Genomic DNA, 24,485 nt, shown 5'->3' with positions numbered 1-24,485 from the left:
CTTACCCCCGGTAACCGGCGGGAAGAAGGCCACTTCATCGCCGGCGCGCAGCGGGTGATCCGCCGCCACCAGCGACTGATTGACCGCCGCCAGCAGTTTGCCGGACTCCAGCGCCAGCGCCCAGCGATCACCGCGCGCGCACAGCGCCTGACGCAGCGCCTCGACGGTCGGGTAATCCGCCGGCATCGACAGCGCGCCGGTGCCCACCAGTTCGCGCACCTGCGCGAAGAAAAGAATATCGATCATGCGTTCACCTTAAAATCGCCGGATTTGCCGCCGCTTTTCGCCAGCAGGCGCACCGGGCCGATCACCATGTCTTTCTGTACCGCTTTGCACATGTCATAGATGGTCAATGCCGCCACCGAGGCGGCGGTCAGCGCTTCCATCTCGACGCCGGTTTTGCCGGTCAGCCGGCAGCAGGTTTCAATGCGCACCCGGCTGTGCTCCGTTTGCGCCTCCAGCTGCACTTCGACCTTGCTCAACATCAGCGGGTGGCACAGCGGGATCAGTTCCCAAGTGCGTTTGGCCGCCTGAATGCCGGCGATGCGCGCCGTGGCGAACACGTCGCCCTTGTGATGGCTGCCGTCGACGATCATCGCCAGCGTGGCGGGCAGCATATCGACGAAGGCTTCGGCGCGCGCCTCGCGCACCGTTTCGGCCTTGGCGGAAACGTCGACCATATGGGCTTCGCCGGCGGCGTTAATGTGGGTTAGCTGTGTCATGACTCAGGGCTTCTTCAAATGGGGCTGGAAGTTGCACGGGCGATGGCGCGCGTCCAACTGCTCTTCGATAATCCGCTCCCAGGCGGTGCGGCAGGCGCGGGTGGAGCCCGGCATGGCGAAAATCACCGTGCGGTTGGCCAGGCCGGCCAGCGCGCGCGACTGGATCGTCGCGGTGCCGATCTCTTCGTACGACACCATGCGGAACAGTTCGCCGAACCCTTCCACCTCTCTGTCGAACAGCGGCAACAGCGCTTCCGGCGTGTTGTCTCGCGCGGTAAAACCGGTGCCGCCGGTGATCAGCACCGCCTGCACGTTGTCATCGGCGATCCACGCGGAAACCCGTGCGCGGATCTGGTAAATGTCATCTTTGACGATGGCGCGATCCACCACCTGATGGCCAGCTTCCTGCGCCGCTTCCTGCAGATATTGGCCGGAGGTGTCTTCCGCCGCGCCGCGGCTGTCGGACACGGTCAGGATGGCGATATGCGCCGGAATAAACTCGCTGCTCGCATGGCTCATGGTTCAATAAGCTCCTATTGGCTGTCAGCCGCCGATAAACGACAGGTTCTGGGTGATCCCACTGTTACCCTGATGCAGGAAATGGGTCTGCTTCTTGCTCAGCAGCCCGCTCTGAATGCGTGCCTTCAGCGCGTCGAGCTGGCCGTCGTCCGCCAGCAGATCGCGCAGGGGCACCCCCTGCTCGCCGAACAGGCACAGATGCAGATTGCCGATGGAAGAAACGCGCAGCCGGTTGCAGCTGGCGCAGAAGTCTTTTTCATACGGCATGATAAGACCCACCTCACCCTGGTAGTCCGGGTGGCTGAACACCTGCGCCGGGCCGTCGCTGCGGCCGCGCGCCTGGCGCTGCCAGCCCTGCTGCTCCAACTGCAGGCGAATCACTTCGCCGGAAACGTGGTGTTTGCGAAACAGTTCGCCGCCCTCGCCGGTTTCCATCAGTTCGATAAAGCGCAGCTGGATCGGCCGATCCTTGATCCAGGCGAGAAACGCGCCGAGTTGCTGGTGATTGACGTCGCGCATCAGCACGGCGTTGACCTTGACCTTGCTGAAACCGGCGCTGAAGGCGGCGTCGATGCCGTCTATCACCTGGCGGAACTTGTCCTGACCGGTAATGGCGTGAAACTGGCGGGGATCCAGACTGTCGATGCTGACGTTGATCGCCGTCAGACCGGCGTCACGCCAGGCGGCGACGTCGCGCGCCAGACGGTAGCCGTTGGTGGTGACCGCCAGCGTGCGAATGGCCGGATTTTCCCGCACGGCGGCGATGATCTCGGTAAAGTCGCGGCGCAGCGAAGGCTCGCCGCCGGTCAGGCGCACCTTTTCGGTGCCCAGTTCGGCGAACGCGCGGCTGACGCGGCGGATTTCATCCAGCGACAGGAAGCTTTTCGGGCTGCCGCTCGGCTTGTAGCCGTCGGGCAGACAGTAGGTGCAACGAAAGTTGCACACGTCGGTGATCGACAAGCGCAGGTAATAGAACTTGCGCTCATAAGCATCAATGAGTTGCGGTACCATAACACCTTTCCAAAGTCGGGAGATGCGAGCGTTTCCCCTCTGCACCCTGGTGGCTGACTTCGCCACGGCCCAGGCGCCATATCGTTCCGGATGAACAACGTAGGCGCAGGGGCTAGGAGTTTGATTTCTCTTCCCGCTACCTTGAGTAGCCGGAATGAAACCGTGGTTTTCAGCATAATTCTAGCGCTAATCGGCAACGATAGCCAACGCGTTAATTCGCTATATAACTGTCTATACAGCGTTTTTAGACGCCGCGTAATCGGGTAAACCATGATAAACATCGCTTACGAGGGCGAATTGACCAGAATCACGCAAATGGCACTCTTTATCCCCTAAATGATGGGCGTCGCCTCCCGACGGCAAGCGCGTTCACCCCAGAGGCAACGTCAAGGATAACGGGTATATCGCGTTTTTACGCCGGATCCGCTACCTTATGCGGGCAGTTCAGCCCCTTTGTAAGGAAATTTATGCGTAATCGTACCCTGGCCGATCTCGACCGCGTGGTGGCGTTGGGCGGCGGACACGGCCTGGGCCGTGTGATGTCGGCCCTGTCGTCCTTAGGCTCCCGCCTGACCGGCATCGTTACCACCACCGACAACGGCGGTTCCACCGGCCGCATCCGCCGTTCGGAAGGCGGTATAGCCTGGGGCGATACCCGCAACTGTCTCAACCAGCTGATCACCGAGCCGAGCGTCGCCTCGGCGATGTTCGAATACCGCTTCAGCGGCAACGGCGAACTGGCCGGCCATAACCTCGGCAACCTGATGTTGAAAGCGCTGGATCATCTGAGCGTGCGCCCGCTGGAAGCGATCAACCTGGTGCGCAGCCTGTTGAAGGTGGACGCGGCGTTGATCCCGATGTCGGAACAGCCGGTGGATTTGATGGCGCACGATCACGAAGGCAACCATGTTTACGGTGAAGTGAATGTTGACCAACTGACTCATATGCCGCAGGAGCTGATGCTGTCTCCCCCGGTCAACGCCACGCGCGAAGCGCTGGACGCCATCGCGCAGGCCGACGTGATCCTGATTGGGCCGGGCAGTTTTCTCACCAGCCTGATGCCGCTGCTGCTGCTCGACGATCTCACCCAGGCGCTGCGCCGCAGCAGCGCCAGCATGATCTATATCGGCAACCTCGGCCGCGAGCTGAGCGTGGCCGCCGCGGCGCTGTCGTTAAAGGATAAGCTGACGCTGATGGAAGAGAAGATCGGCCGCCGAATGATCGATGCGCTGATCGTCGGCCCGGCGGTGGACGCCAGTGAAGTGCAGGATCGGGTGGTGATTCAGCAACCGCTGGAAGCGAGCGACATCCCTTATCGCCACGATCGCCAGCTGCTGCGCCAGGCGCTGGATCAAGCGCTGGTGGAGCTGGCCGACCGCCGCTAACCGAATTTAACCGTCTCGCCCGCGCAGCCAGGGATTATCGCTGGCTGGGGCGGGATGGCTGACCATATCGATATACAGATCTTCCACCTCTTTACGCGCCCAGGGCGTGCGACGCAAAAATTTCAGACTGGACTTGATGCTCGGATCGCTGCGGAAGCAGTTGATGCGAATGCGCGCGCCCAGCTCGGACCAACCGTAGTGATCCACCAGTTTATTCAGCAGTTGCTCCAGCGTCACGCCGTGCAGCGGGTCTTTAGACTGGTGTTGGCTCATGTTCGGTACTCTTCGTGGTCAAATCGGGCCGCACACCATAACAGCTTTGACGCGGCCGACAAGGAATTTTGACGCCCACAGCGCGGGCGCCGTCCAACGGTCAGGAAATCGCGATGAACTGCTCGCGCAGCTGGTGGATCTCGTCGCGCAGCGCAGCCGCCTGCTCGAACTCCAGATTTTGCGCATGGGTATACATCTGCGCTTCCAGATCGCGGATTTTCTGATCCAGCGCTTTCGGCGTGAGGTTCTGCAGCTGAGCGCCGCTGTCCGCCGCCTTGCCCCTGCCTTTACCCTTGGCGCGGTTGACCGGCTGGCCAATCTGCAGAATGTCGCCGATCTTCTTGTTCAGCCCCTGCGGCACGATGCCGTTGGCTTCGTTGTAAGCCTGCTGCTTGGCGCGCCGCCGCTCGGTTTCACCGATCGCTTTGGCCATCGAATCGGTGATGCGATCGCCATACAGGATCGCCTTGCCGTTCAGGTTACGCGCCGCGCGGCCGATGGTCTGGATCAGCGAACGTTCGGAACGCAGGAAGCCTTCCTTGTCGGCGTCCAGAATCGCCACCAGCGACACCTCAGGCATGTCGAGCCCCTCACGCAGCAGGTTGATGCCCACCAGCACGTCAAACTCGCCCAGACGCAGGTCACGAATGATTTCGACGCGTTCCACGGTGTCGATATCCGAGTGCAGGTAGCGCACGCGCTCGCCATGCTCTTCCAGGTATTCGGTCAGGTCTTCCGCCATGCGTTTGGTCAGGGTGGTCACCAGCACGCGCTCGTTGATCGCCGCGCGTTTGCGGATCTCGGAGAGCAGATCGTCCACCTGAGTGGCGACCGGCCGCACTTCCACGATCGGATCCAGCAGCCCGGTCGGGCGCACCACCTGGTCGATCAGATCGCCGCCGGATTTCTCCAGCTCATATTTGCCCGGCGTGGCGGAGACATAGATGGTCTGCGGCGCCAGCGCCTCGAACTCCTCGAAGCGCAGCGGGCGGTTGTCCAGCGCCGACGGCAGGCGGAAACCGTACTCCACCAGCGTTTCCTTGCGCGCGCGGTCGCCCTTGAACATCGCGCCGATTTGCGGAATGGTGACGTGGGATTCGTCGACCACCAGCAGGCCGTCCGCCGGCAGGTAATCGAACAGCGTCGGCGGCGGCTCGCCCTCGGCGCGCCCGGAAAGGTAGCGCGAGTAGTTTTCGATGCCCGAGCAGTAACCCAGCTCGTTCATCATCTCCAGATCGAACTGGGTGCGCTGCGTCAGGCGCTGCTCTTCCAGCAGCTTGTTGTTGGCCAACAGCACCTTGCGGCGGTCCGCCAGATCGACCTTGATCTCTTCCATCGCCTGAATGATCCGCTCGCGCGGCGTCACGTAGTGCGACTTCGGGTAGATGGTAAAACGCGGCACCACCTGCTCAATCTGCCCGGTCAGCGGATCGAACAGCGACAGCCGCTCCACTTCGTCGTCGAACAGCTCGACGCGCAGCGCCAGCTCGTCCGATTCCGCCGGGAAGATGTCGATCACCTCACCGCGCACGCGGAAGGTGGCGCGCTGGAAAGCCTGATCGTTGCGGGAATACTGCAGCTCCGCCAGCCGGCGCAAAATGGAGCGCTGATCGATGATCATGCCCTTGGTCAGATGCAGCATCATCTTCAGGTAAAGATCCGGATCGCCCAGGCCGTAGATCGCCGACACCGACGCCACCACCACCACGTCGCGCCGCTCCAGCAGCGCCTTGGTGGCGGAAAGGCGCATCTGCTCGATGTGCTCATTCACCGAAGCGTCTTTTTCAATGAAGGTGTCGGAGCTGGGCACGTAGGCTTCCGGCTGGTAGTAGTCGTAGTAAGAGACGAAGTACTCCACCGCATTCTCCGGGAAAAACTCTTTCATCTCGCCGTACAGCTGCGCCGCCAACGTCTTGTTCGGCGCCAGCACCATGGTCGGCCGATTCAGATCGGCTATCACGTTGGCGATGGTGAACGTTTTGCCCGAGCCGGTTACCCCCAGCAGCGTCTGGTGCGCCAGGCCGTCTTCCAACCCCTCTTCCAGTTTGCGGATGGCTTCCGGCTGATCGCCGGCCGGTTTGAAATCAGAATGCAGTTTGAAAAGTTTACTCATTGCTCGGCTACCCTGTGGAGATGCGCGCGCTCAGGCGGCCAGCCGGCTCTGCGCCGGACGTGGCCCCTAATTATGGAAAGTGTCGGCGATTTGCGCCAGTGCCCATGATACTGGATATAAAACCAGCTTCAAGCGGATTCGTCGCTGCGCGCGGCAGCGCGGCAACGCCGTTGCACCGTGAGGTTACAGTGGGGTGACATTTTTATTGTCAATAACAGATTTATCCCCAGAACTTGCCGAAAATTAACTTATTGATAGCACCGCGGCGAAAAATCACACATAGAAACCCGATCAATGCCCTGGCGTCTTGATTTTAGTTAATTTATTGATAATTAATAGTTTTAATAAAAAGACGAGATTGCGGACAAAGCGAACAGAACCCGCGTCGGCTCTCGCTTTACAGCGTTTTTCTAAATCTAATGCACAAGGTTATCCACAGGAATAGTGGATAACTCTCACCGCCCCGCCCGTGGCGGGAGTTACAGAAAGAAAGCTTTTCGCCCTTTACACTCGCCAAAATGGCTTTTTTAGTTATTTTTTCATAAAAATATCGCTTTGTTTATGCCGATTAATACTAAAAATCCCCATTGCCAAAATCGCATTGCCCCCTTTCACGCCGATCGCGCTTGACGGCGGCGCAACGCCTTGCACCACGCCCACGCTGGAGAGCACCACAAGAGTGCAAAAAACGTCCGGGTTAACTTCCCGGCGTATTTTCAGGCCGCCGCGGCAGAGCGCGTCGGGCCTGACAGGCGGTTAACAAAGCGATAACACTCCCCCTTTTCGGCCAGTGGCAAAACTGGCCTGGGAGTTGCTTTATCTTCCCGCGTGCGAACGAGGCGCGACAGCATAATGCGCTGCCGAATGCGGCGTGCAACCGCCGCCTGGCTATGCCTCGTAAAAGCGCGAGAACGACACCAAGTCGTCATAAACGTCGTTTTTCACGACATATTGACTGTCTTTCCGTCCATCGCAGACATTGCTCAGGTGAATCGGAGGGACGGCATTTTGTTCCGGACATTGCCACACTCGGGAAATCAACCGCCAATGCGGCCTTTGCAGCACCCCACCAACGAGTGGAACGGGCGCCTATGTCTATGAGGAGAATGCCACATGCTGAGTCTGAGATCGGTCAATCAATTTTACGGGCAAAATCATACCCTGTGGGACATCAACCTGGAGCTGCCGCGCGGCCAGTGCACCGTGCTGCTCGGGCGCAACGGCGTGGGCAAGACCACGCTGGTCAACTGCATCATGGGGCATTTGCCGGTGGTGAGCGGCAGCATGACCTGGCAGCCGGCGGATCAGCCGCCGCAAAAACCTGCTGCTGCAACCGATGGAGCGCCGCGCCGCACTCGGCATCAGCCACGTCCCGCAAGGGCGGCAACTCTTCTCGCAGCTGAGCGTGGAAGAGAATCTGCAAGTGGCGCAGATGGCCGTGCGCGGCGCCCCTTACCGCATTCCGCCGCTGATCTACAGCCTGTTTCCCAATTTGCGACAGATGCGCACCCGCCGCGCCGGCGATCTGTGCGAAGGCGCTCAACGCCAGTTGGCGATTGGTCGTGCGCTGGCGCAGGAGCCGGCGCTGCTGATCCTCGACGAACCGACGACGGGCGTACCGCCCTCGATCGCCGCCGACATCGGCAACGTGATCCGTAGGCTCAACTATGAGTTGGGCATGACCATTTTGCTGGTAGAGCATCAGCTGCCGTTCGTGCGCCGGGTGGCGGATCGTTTTTGTCTGCTCGATAGCGGGCGCACCGTGGCGCACGGCGCGCTGGCGCAGCTGGATGAGGCGCTGATCGGCGCCGGGCTGGCGGGATCGGAAGGAGAATGAGGGAGAGAACCCCCTCATGGAAATTTATAGCAGACTGATATCCAGATACTGCCCCAGCGGCGCCCGTTCGGCCTGCGGCAGGTGCGGGATTTCGCCCAGCAGCGGCGCGGGCAGCATACGGCGCAGCGTAGCCAGGTATTCCTGATGCCGCCGCCCCGGCGGCACCACGTCGTTGGCGATCCAACCGGCCAGCGTCAGCCCGGCCTGTTGCACCGCCTGGGCCGTCAGCACCGCGTGGTTGATGCAGCCCAGCTTGATGCCCACCACCAGGATCACCGGCAGTTGCTCTTGCCGCACCCAGTCGGCGAAGGTGTACTCCGCCGACAACGGGGTAAACCACCCGCCGGCCCCCTCGACCAGCACCCAGTCGGCGCGCTGCTCCAGCCGGCGCAGGCCGTCGGACAGCCGCGCCACGTCGATCGGCCGGCCTTCATCGGCGCTGACGATATGCGGCGAGGTCGGCTCGGCAAATACGTAAGGGTTCACTTCGTCGTAATCCAGCGCCACACCGCTGTTGGCCTGCAGCGCCAGCGCGTCGCCGTTGCGCAGCCCCTCGGCGGTCATCTCGCTGCCGGAGGCCACCGGCTTATAGCCGGCGCTGCGGTAGCCCGCCCGGTTGGCGGCCTGCAGCAAGGCGCTGCTGGCGACGGTTTTCCCCACTTCGGTGTCGGTGCCGGTCACGAACCAATGTTTACTCACGATAAATCACTCCATAAGCCAGATGATAGCTGAGCGGGAACTGCCCCTGCCGGCACGGGTAAGCCGCCTGCAGCGCGGCGAGGCGGCCACGCGACATCAGGCCGCCCTCGCGCCCCTGATGCAAATGCGTCGCCCCGATGCCCTTGAGCGAACGCATCAGCGTCATCACGTCCGGGTAGTTCAGGATGCGCAACTCCGTCACCAGCTCGTGTCGATAGGCGGCGCAGGCGGTGCGGATCTGCGTCAACGGCAAAAAGGCGTTCACGTGACGTTCGCCGTCCACCTGTTGCCAGGCGTCCCCCAATTCCTGCAGCGAGCCCGCCGCCAGCGTGGAAAACAGGATCACGCCGCCGGGACGGGTCACACGATACAGCTCCGCCAGCGCGGCAGGCAGATCGCTGCACCACTGCACCACCAGGCTGCTGAAACAGATGTCCATCGCCGCATCGGGCAGCGGCACCTGTTCGATATCACCCAGCAGATAATGATGCGCCGCCTGCCGTTGGCGGGCGACGTCCAGCATGCCCGGCGCCAAATCGAGCGCGGTCACCCGTTTGCCGCACTCACGCCACATACGGCTGAAATAGCCGGTGCCGCAGCCGGCGTCCAGCAGCTGTTCGCCCGGGTGGGAACTCCCCATCCCCAGTAAGCGCTCGCCAACGTCACGCTGCAGCTCGGCGGCGGCATCGTAGCTGCCGGCCGCGCGGCTGAAGGCCGAGGCGACCGCCTGTTTGTTCACTGTGTCATTGGCTGACGTCATTCAGCACCTCCAGCAGGCGATCGATATCCTGCGGCTGATGCGCCGCCGTCAGGGTAATGCGCAGCCGCGCGCCGCCCGGGGGCACCGTCGGCGGACGGATGGCGCTCACCCACAGGCCGCACTCGCGCAGGCGGGTCGCCAGATCGAGCGCGCGCTGATTATCCCCCACCAGCAGCGGCTGGATGGCGGTGTCGGAATCCGTCAGGGTCAGCGCCAGCGGCGCCGCGCCCTGACGGAAACGCCGAATGTTGTCCTGCAGCCGGGCGCGCAGGTCATCGCCCTCTCGAATGCAGACCAGCGCCGCCTGCAGCGCGCAGGCCTGCGCCGGCGGCATCGCGGTGCTGTAGATCAGATGGCGGGCGAACTGCAGCAGATACTCGGCGGTCGCCTCATCGCACAGCACCGCCGCGCCGCTGATGCCGAACGCCTTGCCGAAGGTCGCCACCAGCAGTTCAGGGCGCACACCCTGCTGCCAGCAACTGCCGCGGCCTTGCTCACCGCGCACGCCGATGCCGTGGGCGTCATCCACCATCAGCCAGGCGCCCGCCGCACGGGTTAAGCGATGCAGCTCCGCCAACGGCGCGCCGTCGCCATCCATGCTGAACACCCCTTCGGTGACCGCCAGCCGCTGCCCGTCGCAGGGTTTGGCCAGCAGATCCGCCAAGGCCTGCGGTTGATTGTGCTGGAACCGGCGCAGCTCGGCCGGCGACTGCGCCGCCGCCTCCAGCAGCGAGGCATGGCTGAGACGATCGGCCAAAATGCGATCGCCCTTTTGCATCAACGCCGCCAGCACCGCCTGGTTGGCGGCGTAGCCGGAGATGAACAGCAGCGCGCGCGGATAGCCGAGCCAAGCCGCCAGTTGCTCTTCCAGCGCCTGATGCGCTGCGCTAAAACCGGTCACGTGGCCCGAACCGCCGCTGCCGACGCCGTAACGCTGCGCGCCCTGCTGCCAGGCGGCGATCACCCGCGCATCCTGGCTCAAGCCCAGGTAGTCGTTGCCCGAGAAGTTCAGATAGAGACGATCGCCGAGCCGGATCTGGCGGCCGTTGCCGCCCTCGGTGGTCTGTCGCCGGCGGTAGGCGGCGTTCAGGCGCCGCTCAGCCAGCGCCTGCTCGATGCGTTGCTGCCAGCTCATCACGGCGCCGCGTTGTAAAACTCGGCGGTATCGGCGTTCAGCAGTTGCTTGGCCAGCACCTGCTGTTGCTGGTTGTCGCCGTGTTCGGTTGCGGTCTGCTGCGGGTTGAGCCCCAGCTTGCGGAACAGCTGCAGGTCTTTGTCTTCTTCCGGATTCGGCGTGGTCAGCAGCTTGCAACCGTAGAAGATCGAGTTGGCGCCGGCCATGAAGCACATCGCCTGCGTCTGTTCGTTCATCTGTTCGCGGCCTGCGGAGAGACGGACATAAGAAGATGGCATCATGATGCGCGCCACCGCGATGGTGCGGATGAAATCAAACGGATCGACGTCATCGTTATCCGCCAGCGGCGTGCCTTTCACCTTCACCAACATGTTGATCGGCACGCTCTCCGGTGGTTTTGGCAGGTTGGCCAGCTGCACCAGCAGCCCGGCGCGATCGCGCACCGTTTCACCCAGCCCGACGATGCCGCCGGAGCACACTTTGATGCCGGCGTCGCGCACCTTGTCGAGCGTATCCAGGCGCTCCTGGTAGCTGCGGGTGGTGATGATGTTGCCGTAGAACTCTGGCGAGGTGTCGAGGTTATGGTTGTAGTAATCCAGCCCGGCCTCCGCCAGCCGCTCGGCCTGGGTGCCATCCAATGTGCCCAGCGTCATGCAGGTTTCCATGCCCATCGCTTTCACGCCCTGCACCATTTGCTGCAGATAAGGCATATCGCGCTCGTGCGGGTTCTTCCACGCCGCGCCCATGCAAAAACGGGTCGAACCGTTCGCCTTGGCCTTGCGTGCCGATTCCAGCACCTGCTCGACCTGCATCAGCCGCTCCGACTCCAGGCCGGTCTTGTAGCGTGAGCTCTGCGGGCAGTATTTGCAGTCTTCCGGGCAAGCGCCGGTCTTGATCGACAGCAGCGTGCTGACCTGCACCTGACGCGGGTCGAAGTGCTGGCGGTGTACGGTTTGCGCTTCGAACAGCAGTTCCAGCAGCGGTTTATCAAACAGGGCCTGGGCTTGCCCTACTGTCCAGTGAATGCGGTCGGCCATCATGGCGTCTCCAAAACGAAAAAGTGTCGCCAGTTTAAATATTGTGGATATACTGTCAACCAATCTTAATCCAATTTGGTTTACAACAATGTCTGTCACCGCTTCCGACCTGGCGTTTGACCAACGCCATATCTGGCACCCCTACACCTCCATGAGCCGCCCGTTACCCTGTTACCCGATCGAATCGGCCAGCGGCGTCGAACTGCAGCTGGCGGACGGCCGGAGTCTGGTGGACGGCATGTCCTCCTGGTGGGCGGCGATCCACGGTTACAACCATCCGCGCCTGAATCAGGCCGCCAGCCAGCAGTTGGAGAAGATGTCGCACGTGATGTTCGGCGGCATTACCCATCCGGCCGCCATCTCGTTGTGCCGTCGGCTGGTGGAAATGACGCCGGAAGCACTGCAGTGCGTGTTCCTGGCGGACTCTGGTTCGGTGGCGGTAGAAGTGTCGCTGAAAATGGCGCTGCAGTACTGGCAGGCGCGCGGCGAGCGCCGGCAGCGCATCCTGACGCTGCGCCACGGCTATCACGGCGATACCTTCGGCGCGATGTCGGTCTGCGATCCGGACAACTCGATGCACAGCCTTTATCAGGGGTATCTGGCGCCACACCTGTTCGCCACCGCGCCGCAGTGCCGCTTCGACGAGGAATGGCGCGAAGAGGATATCGCGCCGTTCGCCGCGCTGCTGGAGCAGCACGCCGGTGAAGTGGCGGCGGTGATCCTGGAACCGGTGGTGCAAGGCGCCGGCGGCATGCGCATCTACCATCCGACCTACCTCAAGCGGGTGCGCGAGCTGTGCGATCGCCATCAGGTGCTGCTGATCGCCGACGAGATCGCCACCGGCTTCGGCCGCACCGGCAAGCTGTTCGCCTGCGAGCACGCGCAGGTGGTACCGGACATTCTCTGTCTGGGCAAGGCGCTGACCGGCGGCTATATGACCCTTTCTGCCACCTTGACTACCCGCCATGTGGCGGAGACCATCAGCAACGGCGCGGCCGGCTGCTTTATGCACGGGCCGACCTTTATGGGCAATCCGCTGGCCTGCGCGGTGGCGGACGCCAGTCTGGCGCTGCTGGCGGAAAATCGCTGGCAGGCGCAGGTGAGCGCCATCGAAACCCAGTTGAAGCGGGAACTGTTGCCGTTGGCGGCGCTGCCGAAGGTGGCCGACGTGCGGGTGCTGGGCGCGATTGGGGTGGTGGAGATGCGCGAACCGGTGGATGTCGCCGAGCTGCAGCGCGGGTTCGTCGAGCGCGGGGTATGGATCCGGCCGTTCGGCAAGCTGATTTACCTGATGCCGCCTTACATCATCGAAGCGGACCAGCTCAGCCGCCTGACCGCCGCCGTCGCCGCCGCCGCGCGTTAATGCCTTACCAATGCTGGTCCAGATAGCGGGCCAGCAATCCCAAACACAGCAGCCACAGTAAAATGATCATCGCCGCCGCCATGCGGCCGGTGGGATTATCGACGCGCTTTTGCGCCTTCTCGCGCAGCTCGGCCATCAGCGGTTTGGGGATCAGCCGCACCGCCAACATGATGCCCAACGGCACGATGATCACATCGTCCAGATAGCCCAGCACCGGAATAAAATCCGGGATCAGATCGATCGGCGAGATCGCATAACCGGCCACCAGCAGCGCGATCAGCTTGGCGTACCACGGGGTGCGCTTATCACGGGCGGCCAGCCACAGCGCGTAGATATCGCGCTTGATGCCTTTGGCCCAACGGCGCAGCCAGCCGAACCACGGCGTGCGTTTTTTCAGTGAAATCATGATTACTTCATATAAGAACGTAAAACGGTCATCAATTGCTCGATGTCCTGCTCGCGCTGCTGCGGCGTAGCGTCCGCGGCAGCCAGATGTTCGCGCACATGCCCTTCCAGCACCTGCGCCATCAGACCGTTGACCGCGCCGCGCACCGCCGCGATCTGCTGCAGAACAGCTGAACATTCGCCGCCGCTCTCCAGCGCGCGTTCCAGCGCTTCGGCCTGCCCTTTAATGCGGCGCACCCGCGCCAACAGCTTCTTTTGATCTCTGTGGGTATGGCTCATCATTTCCGCCTGATTGTTATTTACTATACTGGGGTATAGTATATTTCAGCACACTATCTTTTGCTGAGGAACTTCACCATGACGTCTTACGCGCCCGTTTTGCACCGCGAGCACAGCCACGTTTTTGACGATGGTAACCCATTGGCCGAAAGAAACACCAGATGGGCGGTGATACTCACCGCCAGTATGATGGCTATCGAGATCGCCGGCGGCTGGCTGTTTAACTCGATGGCATTGCTGGCCGACGGCTGGCACATGAGTTCGCACGCGCTGGCCCTGGGCCTGTCGGTGCTGGCTTACGGCGCCGCACGCCGGCTGGCCAAGGATCGCCGCTTTAGCCTCGGCACCTGGAAGATCGAAGTGCTGGCCGGTTACACCAGCGCGGTGTTGTTGGTGCTGTTGGCGGCGCTGATGCTGTTTCAGTCTGGGCAGCGGCTGCTGAATCCCAGCCCGATTCATTACAACGAAGCCATCGCCATCGGCGCGATCGGGCTGGCCGTCAACCTGCTCTGCGCCTGGCTGTTGCGCGGCGGCGGCCACCATCATCATCACGGGGATGACCACGACGACACTCATCATGACCTCAACCTGCGTTCCGCCTATGTTCACGTGCTCGCCGACGCCGCCACCTCGGTGCTGGCGCTCGTCGCGCTGTTCGGCGGCAAGCTTTGGGGCGCCGCCTGGCTCGATCCGCTGATGGGCATCGTCGGCGCGGTGATGGTGGCCGCCTGGGCCTATAGCCTGATGCGCGATAGCGGAAAGATTTTGCTGGATGCCGAAATGGACGCCCCGGTGGCGCAAGAGATCCGCCAGGCCCTGGCCGCTTCCGGCCACGCGCTCACGCTGACCGATTTGCATGTAGGCCGCATCGGCAAAGGAAAATATCATTGTGTCCTCGCCCTGAGCAGCGCCGATCGCGCCCTCACCGCCGATCGGGTGCGCCAACTGTTGGCCGCGCGTCCCGAACTGGTGCATGTCACCGTCGAGATCAACCGTCCGCCGCTGGCGCAAGGGGTTGTATTGTTCCACCGAAAAGATCTAGCTTAAGGGTCCGCGTTTATCGACAACTGGGAGTCATTATGGCTTTTCGTTTGTACAGCAACGATCTGCAGGACGGCGGCACAATGCCGCAGACTCAGGTCTTCAACGGCATGGGCTACCGCGGCGATAACCTGTCGCCGCACCTGGCCTGGGACGGCGTGCCCGCCGGCACCAAAAGCTTCGTCGTCACCCTGTACGATCCCGATGCCCCGACCGGCTCCGGCTGGTGGCACTGGGTGGTGGCCAATATTCCGGCCGACGTGCGCGAGCTGCCGCAGGGCGCAGGCTCCGGCAAAGCGCCGTTGCCGAGCGCCGCGCTGCAAACCCGTACCGACTTCGGCTCGGCCGGTTACGGCGGCGCCGCGCCGCCGAATGGCGAACGCCACCGCTATCAGTTCACCGTGCATGCGCTGGACGTGGAGAGCATTGAGGTGGATGAAGGCTCCAGCGGCGCGTTGGTGGGCTTTAACGTGCATTTCCACAGCCTCGGCAGCGCCACGCTGACGGTGATGTTCAACTGATTGATCTCCGCCCATAAAAAAGCGCGGCTCAACCGAACCGCGCTTTTCTGCTCTGCCCGCCGAATTACTTCGCCAGCACGCTTACCCACATCGGGCCTTTGCCCACCGGATAACGCGCCAACATAGTCAGCTGACCGCTGGCCTGATCAATTTCATGCACCGCGATGTGATCGGACTTCTGGCCGGACGAAATCACGAAGCGGCCGCTGTGATCGATATTGAAACCGCGCGGTTGCGCTTCGGTCGGATAATAGCCGACCACGCTCAACGTGCCGCCGTCTTCGGAGACGCTGAAGAGGGTCAGAATGCTGGCGGTGCGATCGCTGGTGTACAGGAAGCGGCCGTTCGGCGTGATATGAATGTCCGCCGCCCAGCGGGTGCCGTCGAAATCGTCCGGCATGATATCCAGCGTTTGCGTCACGGTGTATTTGCCGCCGTTTTCCGAAATGGCCAGCACGTCCACCGTGCCGTTCAGCTCGTTGACGCAATAAGCGAACTTGTCGTTGTGGTGGAACGCCATATGGCGCGGACCGGCGCCGGCGGCGATATCCACCGCGTCCTGCGCGTGCGGCGTCAGCTGGCCCGCCAGGCTCAGGTTGAATAGACGGATGCGGTCTTCTTTCAGACACGGCACCAGCACCAGCTGGTTGGTCGGATCGATGTTGGCGGAGTGCGGCGCGCTCAGGCCGTCGATCTGTTGGATCGGCGCCGTGACCACGCCGTCGTGGCCGATCGGGCTGATGCTGGCGCAGTTGCCGCTGTAGGAAGCGGAGAACAGGTAACGCCCCTGCAAATCGGTGGAGATATGGGTCGGGCTGCCCGGCAGCGGCGCCATACCGGCCTGCTGCAGCGTGCCGTCCGCCTCGATGCGGTAGCTGACGATGCCGAACGCCGGACGCACGCCGACGTACAGGTGAGTCTTGTCCGGATGAAGGGTCATCGGCTGCACCTGGCCCGGCACGTCAACGGTTTGCAGCAGCGTCAGCGCGCCGGCGTCGTCCAACTGCCAGACGTGGATCTGCTGGCTCTCCGGGCTGGCGACATAAACGATTTGCTTCATGTGTTCTCCTTGCAAAGGGTAAAAGAGGAACCGGTTTCAGGCCGTTCGATTGTCCCTAGCTTACCGCACATCCGTCGCATGGCAACCCTGCTTAGCACCGGAAGCTCACGCGGTTTTCTCCATTGGCTATCCGGTGTACCATCGGATTAATTTTATGGCTAACGATAACGAGAACCCTATGAGCTACCGCGTCATCGCCCTCGATCTTGACGGCACCCTGCTGGACAATCAAAAACGCATCTTACCGCAGTCGCTGGAAGCGCTGGCGCAGGCGCGCGCCGCCGGCGTCCAGGTGGTGGTGGTCACCGGCCGCCATCACGTCGCCATCCATCCGTTCTACCAGGCGCTGCAGATTGACACCCCGGCCATCTGTTGCAACGGCACTTACCTGTATGATTTTCAGCAGAAAAAGGTGCTGGCCGCCGATCCCTTGGCGAAGGAGCAGGCCAAACAGGTGCTGCGGATGCTCAAACAGACCGACATTCACGGGCTGATGTACGTTGACGACGCCATGCTGTATCAGGAACCGAGCGGCCACGTGACTCGCTCGCTGGCCTGGGCCGAAACCCTGCCTGCGGCGCAGCGCCCGACGCTGCTGCAGGTCGGCAGCCTGGCGCAGGCGGCCGACGACGCGCAGGCGATCTGGAAATTCGCCACCTCGCACGCCGATATTCCGGCGCTGCGCAAGTTTGCCGACACGGTGGAAAAAGAGCTGGGGTTGGCGTGCGAATGGTCCTGGCACGATCAGGTGGATATCGCCAAAGGCGGCAACAGCAAAGGCAAACGCCTGCGCCAATGGGTGGAGTCGCAGGGGCTGAGCATGGATCAGGTGGTGGCGTTCGGCGACAACTACAACGACATCAGCATGCTGGAAGCGGTCGGTTTGGGCGTGGCGATGGGCAACGCCGATGACGCGATCAAGGAACGCGCCGATCTGGTGATCGCCGATAACCTGCAGCCGGGCATCGCCGAGGTGATCCGCACCCGCGTGCTGTAGTCTTTTCGCCCTCCCGCCGGGAGGGCCCGCCTTAACGGCTCTCGCGGCTGATCGACACGCTTTTCACCTGCGCGTACAGCCACTGCCCGGGGCGGATCGCCAGTTCGTCTCGCGCCCAGGGCGTGATGCGCGCCCACAGCACGTGTTCCCCGACCGCCAGCTTCACCTCCACCTGCCCGTCCACGTCCAGACACTCGCTGACCTTGGCCGGCAAGACGTTGCGAATGCTGCTGTTGACCGGCGGCTGCAGCACCAGCGAGACGTCGGCGGCATTGATGCGAATGCGCAGCTGAGTGCCCAACTCGGCGTCGATGCCGCTGACCCACAGCCGCTGATCGCCGAGCGCCAGCGCGGTCATGGCATAACGTTGATGATGCTCAATCACGCTGACGCGCAGCACGCTGCTCTGATCTTCACGTTGCAGCCACGGCCGCAGCGCGCTGCTGGCCCAGACGGCTTCCAGCCCGCCGAACGCGCGCACCTCGCCGCGATCCAGCACCAACACCTGCTCGGCCAGGCGCAGGATCTCGTCCAGGCTGTGGCTGACATAGAGGATGGGGATGTTCACGTCCTGCGCCAACCGCTCCAGATACGGCAGCAGCTCGCGTTTGCGCGGCAGATCGAGCGAGGCCAGCGGTTCGTCCATCAGCAGCAGTTCCGGCGCCGTCAGCAGCGCGCGGCCGATCGCCACCCGCTGTTTTTCACCGCCGGAGAGCGTCAGGGGCAACCGATTAAGCAGCGGCCCGATGCCCAGCAGCTCGACGATGGTGTTGAACTGCGTACGCATGCCGGCCGCCATGCCGTACTGCAGGTTGCCGCGCACCCGATAGTGCGGGAACAGGCGCGCATCCTGAAACACATAGCCGATACGGCGCTTTTCCGGCGGCAGGCAGAGGCCCGCGGCGGTATCCACCAGCGTGCGACCATTAAGCGCGATGCGCCCCTGCTGCAGGCGGGTCAGGCCGCCGATGGCGTTGATCAATGAAGTTTTGCCTGCGCCGGACAGGCCGAAAATCGCGGTGATGCCCTGCGCCGGCAAATCGGCGCGGACGTTGAGATTGAGGTCGCCCAGCTGCTGCGAGAAATCCAGCTCCAGCATTTACACCCCCATCCGTTTGCGGCCCCAGCGGGCCAGCCATTCGGACACCATCAGCGAAGCCAGCGACAGCACGATGGCGATCACGCACAGACGCGCGGCGGCGGCCTCTGCCCCCGGCGTTTCAATCAGCGTATACATCGCCAGCGGAATGGTGCGGGTTTCCCCGGGAATGTTGGAGACGAAGGTGATGGTGGCGCCAAACTCCCCCAGCGAACGGGCGAAGGCCAGCACCACGCCGACAATGACGCCGGGCAGCGACAGCGGCAGCGTGATGGTGAAAAATACCCGCCACGGATTGGCGCCCAGCGTGCGCGCCGCCTGTTCCAGCCGGGTATCCACCGCCTCCAGCGCCAGCCGAATGGCGCGCACCATCAGCGGAAACGCCACCACCGCCGACGCCAGCGCGGCGCCGCGCCAACTAAAGCTGAAGCTGAAGCCGAACCAATCGTACAGCCGCTCGCCGATAACGCCGCGCCGCCCCATGGCGATCAGCAGCAAATAACCGACCACCACCGGCGGGAGCACCAGCGGCAGGTGTATGACGCCATCGAGCAGTGCCTTGCCGGGAAAACGGCAGCGCACCAGCACCCAGGCCATCAGAATGCCGAACGGCAGGCTGCAGACTACCGCCAAACCGGAGACTTTCAGGCTCAGCTCAACCGCCTGCCACTCGTACTCGCTCAGAATCATTTACGCGGGGTGAATCCATAATGTTCGAAAATAGCGGCCGCTTCCGGGCTCTTCAAATAGGTATAGAAAGCGCTGACCGTCGGATTTTGACGATCTTTCACAATCGCCATCGGATATTCAACCGGTTTGTGGCTGTCTTCCGGGAACACGCCCACCACTTTCACCTTGTCGCTGGCGACCGCGTCGGAACCGTAGACGATGCCGAGCGGCGCTTCACCGCGCTCCACCAACGCCATCGCGCTGCGTACATTGTTGGCGCGCGCCAGTTTAGGCTCCAGCGCGCGCCAGGCGCCCAGATGCTCCAGCGCCTCTTTGGCGTAGATGCCGGCCGGCACGTGATCCGGATCGCCCACCGCCAGGCGGCCGCCGTTCAGCAGTTTGGCCCAATCGGTCTGCTTGTCGATGGCGATCTTGTCTTGTTTATCGTTCTTGGCGGCGATCAGCACCAGTTCGTTGCCCAGCAGCGTATAGCGGGTGTCTTTCACCATCTGCTGCTTGTCGATGGCGTAATCCATCCACTGTTGATCGGCGGAGATAAACAGATCGGCCGGGGCGCCCTGCTCAATTTGGCGCGCCAGCGTCGAGGACGACGCGAAGGAGGAAACCACCTGCACGTCCTTGCCTTTTTGATACTGGGTGGCGATGTCCTGCAGCGCGTTGGTCAGCGACGCGGCGGCGAACACGGTGATCTTTTCCGCTGCCGAGGCCTGAGCCACCAGGCTTGATGCCAACACGATCCCGCCAACCCATTTGGTCCATTGCTGTTTCATTGTTTTTCTCCGCAAGTTAACGTGCATTATCACTCTTCGTTATATAAAAAATAATATAACGTTGCGCGAAAGCTTGTCATGCGGTTTATCGGCAAAGCGTGAGATAACTTGAGGAATGCCCGCCGGGCGATGCCGACGGGTATCGGGATGGGGAACGGTCAGTGCTGGGTGCGGTTTTCTTTCGAACGGCCCACTTTGGAGAAGACGTTGAACACTTCGCCAAAACCGTAGATCAAGCCGAGAATGAGCGCCATGACCACCGGCACCATCACCACGGCGAATAACAGACTTTTCAATAATTCCAACATGATAGCCTCGCTTAACTGCCCATTGAGCGGCAAATGCCTTTCACCGCATATCGGGTTATTCTAACCCAAAAAATCGCTAAAACCGGAGTTATTTTAGCCAGCGAGGCGAAATTGTGATCGGCCAAACGTGCCCTTTGGCGCTTTGCCGCCAAATCGGCGACAATACGATTTTTGCCGCCGACAGGATGCGCTATGCAGGCCGAAATTCTTCTGACTCTCAAACTCCAGCAAAAGCTGTTCGCCGATCCGCGCCGCATCGCGCTGCTGAAACAGGTGCAGCACACCGGCTCCATCAGCCAGGGCGCCAAACTGGCGGGCATCAGCTACAAAAGCGCCTGGGACGCCATCAATGAGATGAACCAACTGGCGGAACAAACGGTGGTGGAACGCGCCACCGGCGGCAAAGGCGGCGGGGGCGCGCATCTGACGCACTACGGCCAACGGCTGATCCAGCTGTACGATCTGCTGGGCCAGGTGCAGCAAAAAGCCTTCGACGTGCTGCAGCAGGACGATCTGCCGCTCGACAGCCTGCTGGCGGCCATCTCGCGCTTCTCGCTGCAAACCAGCGCACGCAATCAGTTTTTCGGCACCGTGATCGAACGCGACCACCAGCAGGTACAGCAGCATCTGGCGATCCTGCTGAACGACGGCAGCACTCGCCTGACGGCGGCCATTACCCAGCAAAGCGCCGATCGGCTGCAGCTGACGCCCGGCAAAGAGGTGCTGGCGCTGATCAAGGCGCCCTGGGTGCGTCTGAGCGTCGATGCGGCCGATAACGCCGACGCGGATAATGCGCTGGCGGGCGTGGTGGCCGGCATTCAGCCGGGCGCCGAACACAGCGAGGTGCTGGTGACGCTGGCGGGCGGCGAAACCCTGTGCGCCACCCTGACGACGGCGGAGCTGCAGCGCCTGCAGCTGAGCGTCGGCGACGCCGTACACGCCCTGTTCAACGCCGATCGGGTGATTGTCGCCACGTTGTGTTAAGCGCAACGTGATGTTGCGTTTTTGTTGATTGACATCACCCGGCAATGCGCCTATTTCTAAGGCAAATAATTGCAAAAAAAGGAACAGGTGATGTCGTCGTTGCACATTTCGCAAGGTTCATTCCGCTTGAGCGATACCCGCACCCTGACGCTGGAAGCGCTGGCGATCCAGGCCGGTGAAAGCTGGGCCTTCGTCGGCGCCAACGGCAGCGGCAAATCCGCCCTGGCGCGCGCGCTGGCCGACGAACTGGTTCTGCTGCGCGGCGAACGCCGCAACGACTTTCAGCATGCGGTGCGCATCTCCTTCGAACAGTTGCAAAAGATGGTCAGCGACGAGTGGCAACGCAACAATACCGATCTGCTCAGCGCGGACGAAGACGACACCGGCCGTACCGCGGCGGAGATCATTCAGGAAGAGGTGAAAGACGTCGCGCGCTGTGAGCGACTGGCCGCGCAATTCGGCATTACCGCCCTGCTGACGCGCCGCTTCAAATACCTGTCTACCGGCGAAACGCGTAAAACCCTGCTGTGCCGCGCGCTGATGCCACAACCCGACCTGCTGATCCTCGATGAACCTTTCGACGGGCTGGACGTGCACTCGCGCGCGCAGCTCGCCGCGCTGCTGAGCGAGCTTTCCGCCCAGGGACAGACCGTGGTGCTGGTGCTCAACCGTTTCGACGAAATACCGGATTTTGTCCGGCAGGTGGGCGTGCTGGCGGACTGCACCCTGACCAACCGCGGGCCGCGCAGCCAGGTGATGGCGGACGCGCTGGTGGCGCAGCTGGCGCACAGCGAAAATCTCAGCGGGCTGGCGCTGCCGGAAACGGAGGATCCGACGCAAAAAGAGGCCCTGCCGGCGGATCGTCCGCTGATCGTCCTGCGTGACGGCGTGGTCAGTTATAACGATCGGCCGATCCTCAATCATCTCGACTGGCAGGTGAACCCCGGTGAACACTGGCAGATCGTCGGCCCGAACGGCGCCGGCAAATCCACCCTGCTCAGTTTGATCACCGGCGATCACCCGCAGGGCTACAGCAACGATCTGACGCTGTTCGGCCGCCGCCGCGGCAGCGGGGAAACCATCTGGGAAATCAAACGCCATATCGGCTACGTCAGCAGCAGCCTGCATCTGGATTATCGCGTCAACACCAGCGTGCGCAACGTGGTGCTGTCGGGGTTCTTCGATTCGATCGGCATTTATCAGGCGGTCTCGGATCGCCAGCGGCAGCTGACCGAGCAATGGCTGGCGCTGCTCGGGCTCGACGGCGCACGCGGTGACGCCCCGTTCCACAGCCTTTCCTGGGGCCAACAGCGGTTGGCGCTGATCGCCCGCGCGCTGGTGAAGCACCCGGCGCTGCTGATCCTCGACGAGCCGCTGCAAGGGTTGGATCCGCTCAATCGCCAGCTGGTGCGCCGCTTCATCGACGTGCTGATCGGCCAGGGCGCCACGCAGCTGCTGTTCGTTTCGCACCATGCCGAAGATGCGCCGCAGTGCATCACCCACCGCCTCAGCTTCGTGCCCGACGGCGAGGGCGGCTACGGCTATCAACACCAGCGGCTGGAGGCGGCCTCCGTCTGAAACGCGGCGTAAACATATCCGGCAACACTTCACCGCAGCACATCACATTTGGCCTTTTATCATAGAAAGAAAGAAAGCCATTTTCTGGAGACGCCATGTCCGCTGCGTTGATTATCATCGACCTGATCGAGGATCTTATCGGGCCCAAAGGCCGCGCCAACCACTGCCGTGAACAGGTGGCGGCGACCCACCTGCTCGCCAACGTCAATGCCGCCGCGGCCTATGCGCGGGTGCGAAAAATCCCGGTAATTTGGGTGCGGGTGGGATTCGCCGACGATTATCATGACATCCCGCCTCACTCGCCGCTGTTCAACCATCTCAAGCAGATCGGCGCGCTGCGGCTAAATGGCCCGGGATGCCGCTGGGTGCCCGAACTGCACCGGGAAGAGACCGATCTGCAGTTTGAAAAAACGGCGGTTAGCGCCTTCTCCGGTAACAATTTGTTAGCCTGGCTGCGGCAACATCGGTGCCACCATTTGCTGCTGGCGGGCATCAGCACGCCGCTCGCCATCGAAAGCACCGCGCGTCAGGCGCACGACGCCGGCTTTCAGGTGACCGTATTGCACGATCTGTGCGCAGCCCCTACGCAGGAGATCCACCAGCAGAGTCTGGATACCCTGCAAAATCTGGCCGAAATCACCCGTTCGCAGGCCTGGATGAGAGGCTAACCCGCATCGCCGCCGGTTGTGTCGGCCGGCATAATGCACGAATGCATCACTGCCCCGACCTTTAGCGTCATTCTGGTGTGCTACTATCCGCTTTAGCGCTCAATTTCGCCATCATCGCACGCCGCAAAGGCGCTGAGCGCCGTGTACATATTTTAAAGGGACATATTATGTGGGGCGTACTGGCTGCTTCGTTATTTTTCTTGCCGTTTAACCGGCTGATAGCCTGGGTGATCCTGGCCGCCTCGGCGGGCATGGGGCTTTATCATGGGGTGCTGACGCCACTCAGCCTGGGTTGCCTGTTGGCCATCGTGGCGCTGGCGGGTCTACGTCATTATTTTCGCGCGCAGCGTAATCTGGCGATCGCGCTCGAAGGGTTGGTGATCGCCGGCTGCGTGGCGCTGTTCTTGCATCTGGTGCCGGGCATCCACAACCAGCTGATGATCGACGGCGAAAAAGCCGGCCCGCTCAGCGCGCCGTTCACCATGTATTACAACTTCGACAAGGCGATGGTGCCGTTCCTGCTGTTCGCCTGCTTACCCACATTGTTTTCCGCCGAACGCGGCGGCAACGGCGGCAAGGCGGGCTGGATTGCGCTGCTGCTGGCCGTGCCGGCGCTGTTGCTGCTGGCGGTAGCGCTGGGCGGCTTAAAAATCGAGCTGCATGCGCCCGCCTGGATCCTGCCCTTCGTCATGGCGAACCTGTTCTTCGTCTGCATGGCCGAAGAAGCGCTGTTTCGCGGCTACCTGCAGCAGCGCCTCAGCCAGTGGCTGGGGGCCTGGCCGGCGCTGATCGTCGCCTCCCTGGTGTTCGGCGCCGCGCATCTGGCGGGCGGTACGCTGATGGTGATCTTCGCGACCCTCGCCGGGGTGATCTACGGCCTGGCGTGGATGTGGAGCGGCCGTCTGTGGGTACCGATTCTGTTCCATTTCGGACTGAACCTGACCCATCTGCTGTTCTTCACCTACCCGCTGTATCAGCATCCCTAACGTCTGACGCCGGCAGAGAGCGCTTCTCTGCCGGTGGCTGGATGAAAACGCTATCACAAGCGCCTCACCGCCCCGCCATCAACCGCTTTGCATGCTGCTTTACGCCGCCTGTCCGGCGCTTTGCACCGAAGTGTAAACGATTCCATTTTTCGCGTTGGATCACCTTTTTATCGCTGTAGCCATGCTATCTTTTTGCGCATTGACCACTCCCTGTTCAGCAATGGGCGTATCAAGACGGTAATTGG

26 protein-coding genes, 2 pseudogenes and 1 riboswitch are annotated in these 24,485 nt (G+C 62.2%); of the genes and pseudogenes, 10 read left to right on the top strand and 18 right to left on the bottom strand.

What is annotated here, in order from left to right; all coding sequences use genetic code 11:
• Positions 1-3: 3 nt before the first annotated feature.
• The 4 genes and pseudogenes from moaD to moaA all read right to left on the bottom strand — a co-directional run.
• Positions 4-246 (bottom strand): annotated as a pseudogene (gene moaD, locus SERRSCBI_RS23985) (molybdopterin synthase sulfur carrier subunit); the annotation flags it as partial.
• Positions 243-722, bottom strand: a complete 480-nt coding sequence (gene moaC / locus SERRSCBI_RS06220) for a cyclic pyranopterin monophosphate synthase MoaC (protein WP_025301929.1) — start codon at positions 720-722, stop codon at positions 243-245. The pseudogene moaD and the gene moaC, both read right to left, overlap by 4 nt.
• Before the next feature lie 3 nt (positions 723-725).
• Entirely contained in the window at positions 726-1,241 is a 516-nt protein-coding gene (gene moaB / locus SERRSCBI_RS06215) for a molybdenum cofactor biosynthesis protein B (RefSeq protein ID WP_033642238.1), read from the bottom strand.
• Between the two features lie 24 nt (positions 1,242-1,265).
• Positions 1,266-2,252: a GTP 3',8-cyclase MoaA gene (gene moaA / locus SERRSCBI_RS06210; RefSeq protein WP_042783883.1), complete on the bottom strand. Its 987-nt coding sequence runs from the start codon at positions 2,250-2,252 to the stop codon at positions 1,266-1,268.
• Positions 2,239-2,383, bottom strand: a riboswitch (molybdenum cofactor riboswitch). Its footprint overlaps the gene before it by 14 nt.
• A 336-nt stretch (positions 2,384-2,719) precedes the next feature.
• Here moaA and yvcK point away from each other — a divergent pair.
• Entirely contained in the window at positions 2,720-3,637 is a 918-nt protein-coding gene (yvcK, locus tag SERRSCBI_RS06205; protein WP_033642237.1) for a uridine diphosphate-N-acetylglucosamine-binding protein YvcK, read from the top strand.
• 6 nt (positions 3,638-3,643) lie between these two features.
• Here the strand turns inward: yvcK and SERRSCBI_RS06200 are convergent, their stop codons facing one another.
• From SERRSCBI_RS06200 to SERRSCBI_RS25235, 3 genes are all read right to left on the bottom strand, one after another.
• Positions 3,644-3,910, bottom strand: a complete 267-nt coding sequence (locus SERRSCBI_RS06200) for a VF530 family DNA-binding protein (RefSeq protein ID WP_004939783.1) — start codon at positions 3,908-3,910, stop codon at positions 3,644-3,646.
• Between the two features lie 100 nt (positions 3,911-4,010).
• Positions 4,011-6,023, bottom strand: coding sequence for an excinuclease ABC subunit UvrB (gene uvrB, locus SERRSCBI_RS06195; protein WP_033642236.1), 2,013 nt, complete (start codon positions 6,021-6,023; stop codon positions 4,011-4,013).
• A gap of 531 nt (positions 6,024-6,554) precedes the next feature.
• Positions 6,555-6,683, bottom strand: coding sequence for a hypothetical protein (locus SERRSCBI_RS25235; RefSeq protein ID WP_255326645.1), 129 nt, complete (start codon positions 6,681-6,683; stop codon positions 6,555-6,557).
• Positions 6,684-7,136: 453 nt separating this feature from the next.
• Here SERRSCBI_RS25235 and SERRSCBI_RS06190 point away from each other — a divergent pair.
• Positions 7,137-7,860: pseudogene (locus SERRSCBI_RS06190) on the top strand (ATP-binding cassette domain-containing protein).
• Between the two features lie 24 nt (positions 7,861-7,884).
• Here the strand turns inward: SERRSCBI_RS06190 and bioD are convergent.
• From bioD to bioB, 4 genes are read right to left on the bottom strand one after another with little or no spacing between them, the layout of a single operon-like run.
• Positions 7,885-8,559 (bottom strand): dethiobiotin synthase, encoded by a 675-nt coding sequence (gene bioD / locus SERRSCBI_RS06185; RefSeq protein ID WP_042783882.1) that lies wholly within the window; start codon positions 8,557-8,559, stop codon positions 7,885-7,887.
• Positions 8,552-9,319 carry a malonyl-ACP O-methyltransferase BioC gene (gene bioC, locus SERRSCBI_RS06180; protein WP_042783881.1) on the bottom strand — a complete coding sequence of 256 codons (768 nt, stop codon included), beginning with the start codon at positions 9,317-9,319 and terminating at the stop codon, positions 8,552-8,554. The genes bioD and bioC overlap by 8 nt, the downstream gene beginning before the upstream one ends.
• The gene (bioF, locus tag SERRSCBI_RS06175; RefSeq protein WP_042783880.1) at positions 9,303-10,454 is read right to left on the bottom strand and encodes an 8-amino-7-oxononanoate synthase; all 1,152 of its coding nucleotides are present in this window, start codon (positions 10,452-10,454) and stop codon (positions 9,303-9,305) included. The genes bioC and bioF overlap by 17 nt, the downstream gene beginning before the upstream one ends.
• Complete coding sequence (gene bioB, locus SERRSCBI_RS06170; protein WP_033652413.1) at positions 10,454-11,491, bottom strand: biotin synthase BioB; 1,038 nt, start codon at positions 11,489-11,491, stop codon at positions 10,454-10,456. The genes bioF and bioB overlap by 1 nt, the downstream gene beginning before the upstream one ends.
• An 88-nt stretch (positions 11,492-11,579) precedes the next feature.
• Here bioB and bioA point away from each other — a divergent pair, with 88 nt between their 5' ends.
• On the top strand, positions 11,580-12,854 hold the full coding sequence (gene bioA, locus SERRSCBI_RS06165; RefSeq protein ID WP_042783879.1) for an adenosylmethionine--8-amino-7-oxononanoate transaminase: 1,275 nt from the start codon (positions 11,580-11,582) through the stop codon (positions 12,852-12,854).
• 4 nt (positions 12,855-12,858) lie between these two features.
• Here bioA and SERRSCBI_RS06160 read toward each other — a convergent pair whose 3' ends face one another.
• On the bottom strand, positions 12,859-13,260 hold the full coding sequence (locus tag SERRSCBI_RS06160; protein ID WP_025301916.1) for a YkvA family protein: 402 nt from the start codon (positions 13,258-13,260) through the stop codon (positions 12,859-12,861).
• Positions 13,261-13,262: 2 nt separating this feature from the next.
• The gene (locus SERRSCBI_RS06155) at positions 13,263-13,538 is read right to left on the bottom strand and encodes a metal/formaldehyde-sensitive transcriptional repressor (protein WP_025301915.1); all 276 of its coding nucleotides are present in this window, start codon (positions 13,536-13,538) and stop codon (positions 13,263-13,265) included.
• A gap of 78 nt (positions 13,539-13,616) precedes the next feature.
• Between SERRSCBI_RS06155 and dmeF the strand changes: the two genes are divergently transcribed.
• Positions 13,617-14,585: a CDF family Co(II)/Ni(II) efflux transporter DmeF gene (gene dmeF, locus SERRSCBI_RS06150; RefSeq protein ID WP_071883538.1), complete on the top strand. Its 969-nt coding sequence runs from the start codon at positions 13,617-13,619 to the stop codon at positions 14,583-14,585.
• A 32-nt stretch (positions 14,586-14,617) separates the two neighbouring features.
• Positions 14,618-15,100, top strand: a complete 483-nt coding sequence (locus SERRSCBI_RS06145; RefSeq protein ID WP_042783877.1) for a kinase inhibitor — start codon at positions 14,618-14,620, stop codon at positions 15,098-15,100.
• 64 nt (positions 15,101-15,164) lie between these two features.
• On the opposite strand, the gene pgl is transcribed toward SERRSCBI_RS06145, so the two are convergent.
• Complete coding sequence (gene pgl, locus SERRSCBI_RS06140) at positions 15,165-16,160, bottom strand: 6-phosphogluconolactonase (protein WP_033652352.1); 996 nt, start codon at positions 16,158-16,160, stop codon at positions 15,165-15,167.
• A gap of 178 nt (positions 16,161-16,338) precedes the next feature.
• On the opposite strand from pgl, the gene SERRSCBI_RS06135 reads away from it, so the two are divergent.
• Complete coding sequence (locus SERRSCBI_RS06135; protein WP_042785658.1) at positions 16,339-17,157, top strand: pyridoxal phosphatase; 819 nt, start codon at positions 16,339-16,341, stop codon at positions 17,155-17,157.
• Positions 17,158-17,188: 31 nt separating this feature from the next.
• Here SERRSCBI_RS06135 and modC read toward each other — a convergent pair whose 3' ends face one another.
• From modC to SERRSCBI_RS23980, 4 genes are all read right to left on the bottom strand, one after another.
• On the bottom strand, positions 17,189-18,256 hold the full coding sequence (gene modC / locus SERRSCBI_RS06130) for a molybdenum ABC transporter ATP-binding protein ModC (RefSeq protein ID WP_042783876.1): 1,068 nt from the start codon (positions 18,254-18,256) through the stop codon (positions 17,189-17,191).
• Positions 18,257-18,946: a molybdate ABC transporter permease subunit gene (gene modB, locus SERRSCBI_RS06125; RefSeq protein ID WP_033642225.1), complete on the bottom strand. Its 690-nt coding sequence runs from the start codon at positions 18,944-18,946 to the stop codon at positions 18,257-18,259.
• Entirely contained in the window at positions 18,943-19,716 is a 774-nt protein-coding gene (gene modA / locus SERRSCBI_RS06120) for a molybdate ABC transporter substrate-binding protein (protein WP_042783875.1), read from the bottom strand. Before modA ends, modB begins: the two co-directional genes overlap by 4 nt.
• Positions 19,717-19,874: 158 nt before the next feature.
• A complete protein-coding gene (locus SERRSCBI_RS23980) occupies positions 19,875-20,024 on the bottom strand; it encodes an AcrZ family multidrug efflux pump-associated protein (protein ID WP_004939813.1) in 150 nt (49 codons plus the stop codon).
• Positions 20,025-20,216: 192 nt separating this feature from the next.
• On the opposite strand from SERRSCBI_RS23980, the gene modE reads away from it, so the two are divergent.
• From modE to SERRSCBI_RS06095, 4 genes are all read left to right on the top strand, one after another.
• The gene (modE, locus tag SERRSCBI_RS06110; protein ID WP_033652348.1) at positions 20,217-21,008 is read left to right on the top strand and encodes a molybdenum-dependent transcriptional regulator; all 792 of its coding nucleotides are present in this window, start codon (positions 20,217-20,219) and stop codon (positions 21,006-21,008) included.
• Between the two features lie 90 nt (positions 21,009-21,098).
• Complete coding sequence (modF, locus tag SERRSCBI_RS06105; protein WP_042785657.1) at positions 21,099-22,586, top strand: molybdate ABC transporter ATP-binding protein ModF; 1,488 nt, start codon at positions 21,099-21,101, stop codon at positions 22,584-22,586.
• A gap of 95 nt (positions 22,587-22,681) precedes the next feature.
• Complete coding sequence (locus SERRSCBI_RS06100; protein ID WP_033642216.1) at positions 22,682-23,254, top strand: cysteine hydrolase family protein; 573 nt, start codon at positions 22,682-22,684, stop codon at positions 23,252-23,254.
• Positions 23,255-23,421: 167 nt separating this feature from the next.
• A complete protein-coding gene (locus SERRSCBI_RS06095) occupies positions 23,422-24,240 on the top strand; it encodes a CPBP family intramembrane glutamic endopeptidase (RefSeq protein WP_033652347.1) in 819 nt (272 codons plus the stop codon).
• Positions 24,241-24,485: the final 245 nt, after the last annotated feature.

It is taken from the genome of Serratia sp. SCBI (assembly GCF_000747565.1).
Lineage (GTDB): Bacteria > Pseudomonadota > Gammaproteobacteria > Enterobacterales > Enterobacteriaceae > Serratia > Serratia ureilytica.
Note: the sequence above shows the minus strand (reverse complement) of the source record. Positions and strands in the feature narration are given on the sequence as shown.

Bases quoted from the DNA above. Each gene is read 5' to 3' on its own strand.
- moaA (WP_042783883.1), bottom strand. From the start codon at position 2,252: ATGGTACCGCAACTCATTGATGCTTATGAGCGCAAGTTCTATTACCTG.
- pgl (WP_033652352.1), bottom strand. From the start codon at position 16,160: ATGAAGCAAATCGTTTATGTCGCCAGCCCGGAGAGCCAGCAGATCCAC.
- moaC (WP_025301929.1), bottom strand. From the start codon at position 722: ATGACACAGCTAACCCACATTAACGCCGCCGGCGAAGCCCATATGGTC.
- SERRSCBI_RS06200 (WP_004939783.1), bottom strand. From the start codon at position 3,910: ATGAGCCAACACCAGTCTAAAGACCCGCTGCACGGCGTGACGCTGGAG.
- SERRSCBI_RS06100 (WP_033642216.1), top strand. From the start codon at position 22,682: ATGTCCGCTGCGTTGATTATCATCGACCTGATCGAGGATCTTATCGGG.
- uvrB (WP_033642236.1), bottom strand. From the start codon at position 6,023: ATGAGTAAACTTTTCAAACTGCATTCTGATTTCAAACCGGCCGGCGAT.
- SERRSCBI_RS06135 (WP_042785658.1), top strand. From the start codon at position 16,339: ATGAGCTACCGCGTCATCGCCCTCGATCTTGACGGCACCCTGCTGGAC.
- SERRSCBI_RS06160 (WP_025301916.1), bottom strand. From the start codon at position 13,260: ATGATTTCACTGAAAAAACGCACGCCGTGGTTCGGCTGGCTGCGCCGT.
- SERRSCBI_RS06095 (WP_033652347.1), top strand. From the start codon at position 23,422: ATGTGGGGCGTACTGGCTGCTTCGTTATTTTTCTTGCCGTTTAACCGG.
- dmeF (WP_071883538.1), top strand. From the start codon at position 13,617: ATGACGTCTTACGCGCCCGTTTTGCACCGCGAGCACAGCCACGTTTTT.
- modA (WP_042783875.1), bottom strand. From the start codon at position 19,716: ATGAAACAGCAATGGACCAAATGGGTTGGCGGGATCGTGTTGGCATCA.
- SERRSCBI_RS06145 (WP_042783877.1), top strand. From the start codon at position 14,618: ATGGCTTTTCGTTTGTACAGCAACGATCTGCAGGACGGCGGCACAATG.
- bioA (WP_042783879.1), top strand. From the start codon at position 11,580: ATGTCTGTCACCGCTTCCGACCTGGCGTTTGACCAACGCCATATCTGG.
- bioF (WP_042783880.1), bottom strand. From the start codon at position 10,454: ATGAGCTGGCAGCAACGCATCGAGCAGGCGCTGGCTGAGCGGCGCCTG.
- modE (WP_033652348.1), top strand. From the start codon at position 20,217: ATGCAGGCCGAAATTCTTCTGACTCTCAAACTCCAGCAAAAGCTGTTC.
- yvcK (WP_033642237.1), top strand. From the start codon at position 2,720: ATGCGTAATCGTACCCTGGCCGATCTCGACCGCGTGGTGGCGTTGGGC.
- modF (WP_042785657.1), top strand. From the start codon at position 21,099: ATGTCGTCGTTGCACATTTCGCAAGGTTCATTCCGCTTGAGCGATACC.
- bioC (WP_042783881.1), bottom strand. From the start codon at position 9,319: ATGACGTCAGCCAATGACACAGTGAACAAACAGGCGGTCGCCTCGGCC.
- bioB (WP_033652413.1), bottom strand. From the start codon at position 11,491: ATGGCCGACCGCATTCACTGGACAGTAGGGCAAGCCCAGGCCCTGTTT.
- modB (WP_033642225.1), bottom strand. From the start codon at position 18,946: ATGATTCTGAGCGAGTACGAGTGGCAGGCGGTTGAGCTGAGCCTGAAA.
- moaB (WP_033642238.1), bottom strand. From the start codon at position 1,241: ATGAGCCATGCGAGCAGCGAGTTTATTCCGGCGCATATCGCCATCCTG.
- modC (WP_042783876.1), bottom strand. From the start codon at position 18,256: ATGCTGGAGCTGGATTTCTCGCAGCAGCTGGGCGACCTCAATCTCAAC.
- SERRSCBI_RS06155 (WP_025301915.1), bottom strand. From the start codon at position 13,538: ATGAGCCATACCCACAGAGATCAAAAGAAGCTGTTGGCGCGGGTGCGC.
- SERRSCBI_RS23980 (WP_004939813.1), bottom strand. From the start codon at position 20,024: ATGTTGGAATTATTGAAAAGTCTGTTATTCGCCGTGGTGATGGTGCCG.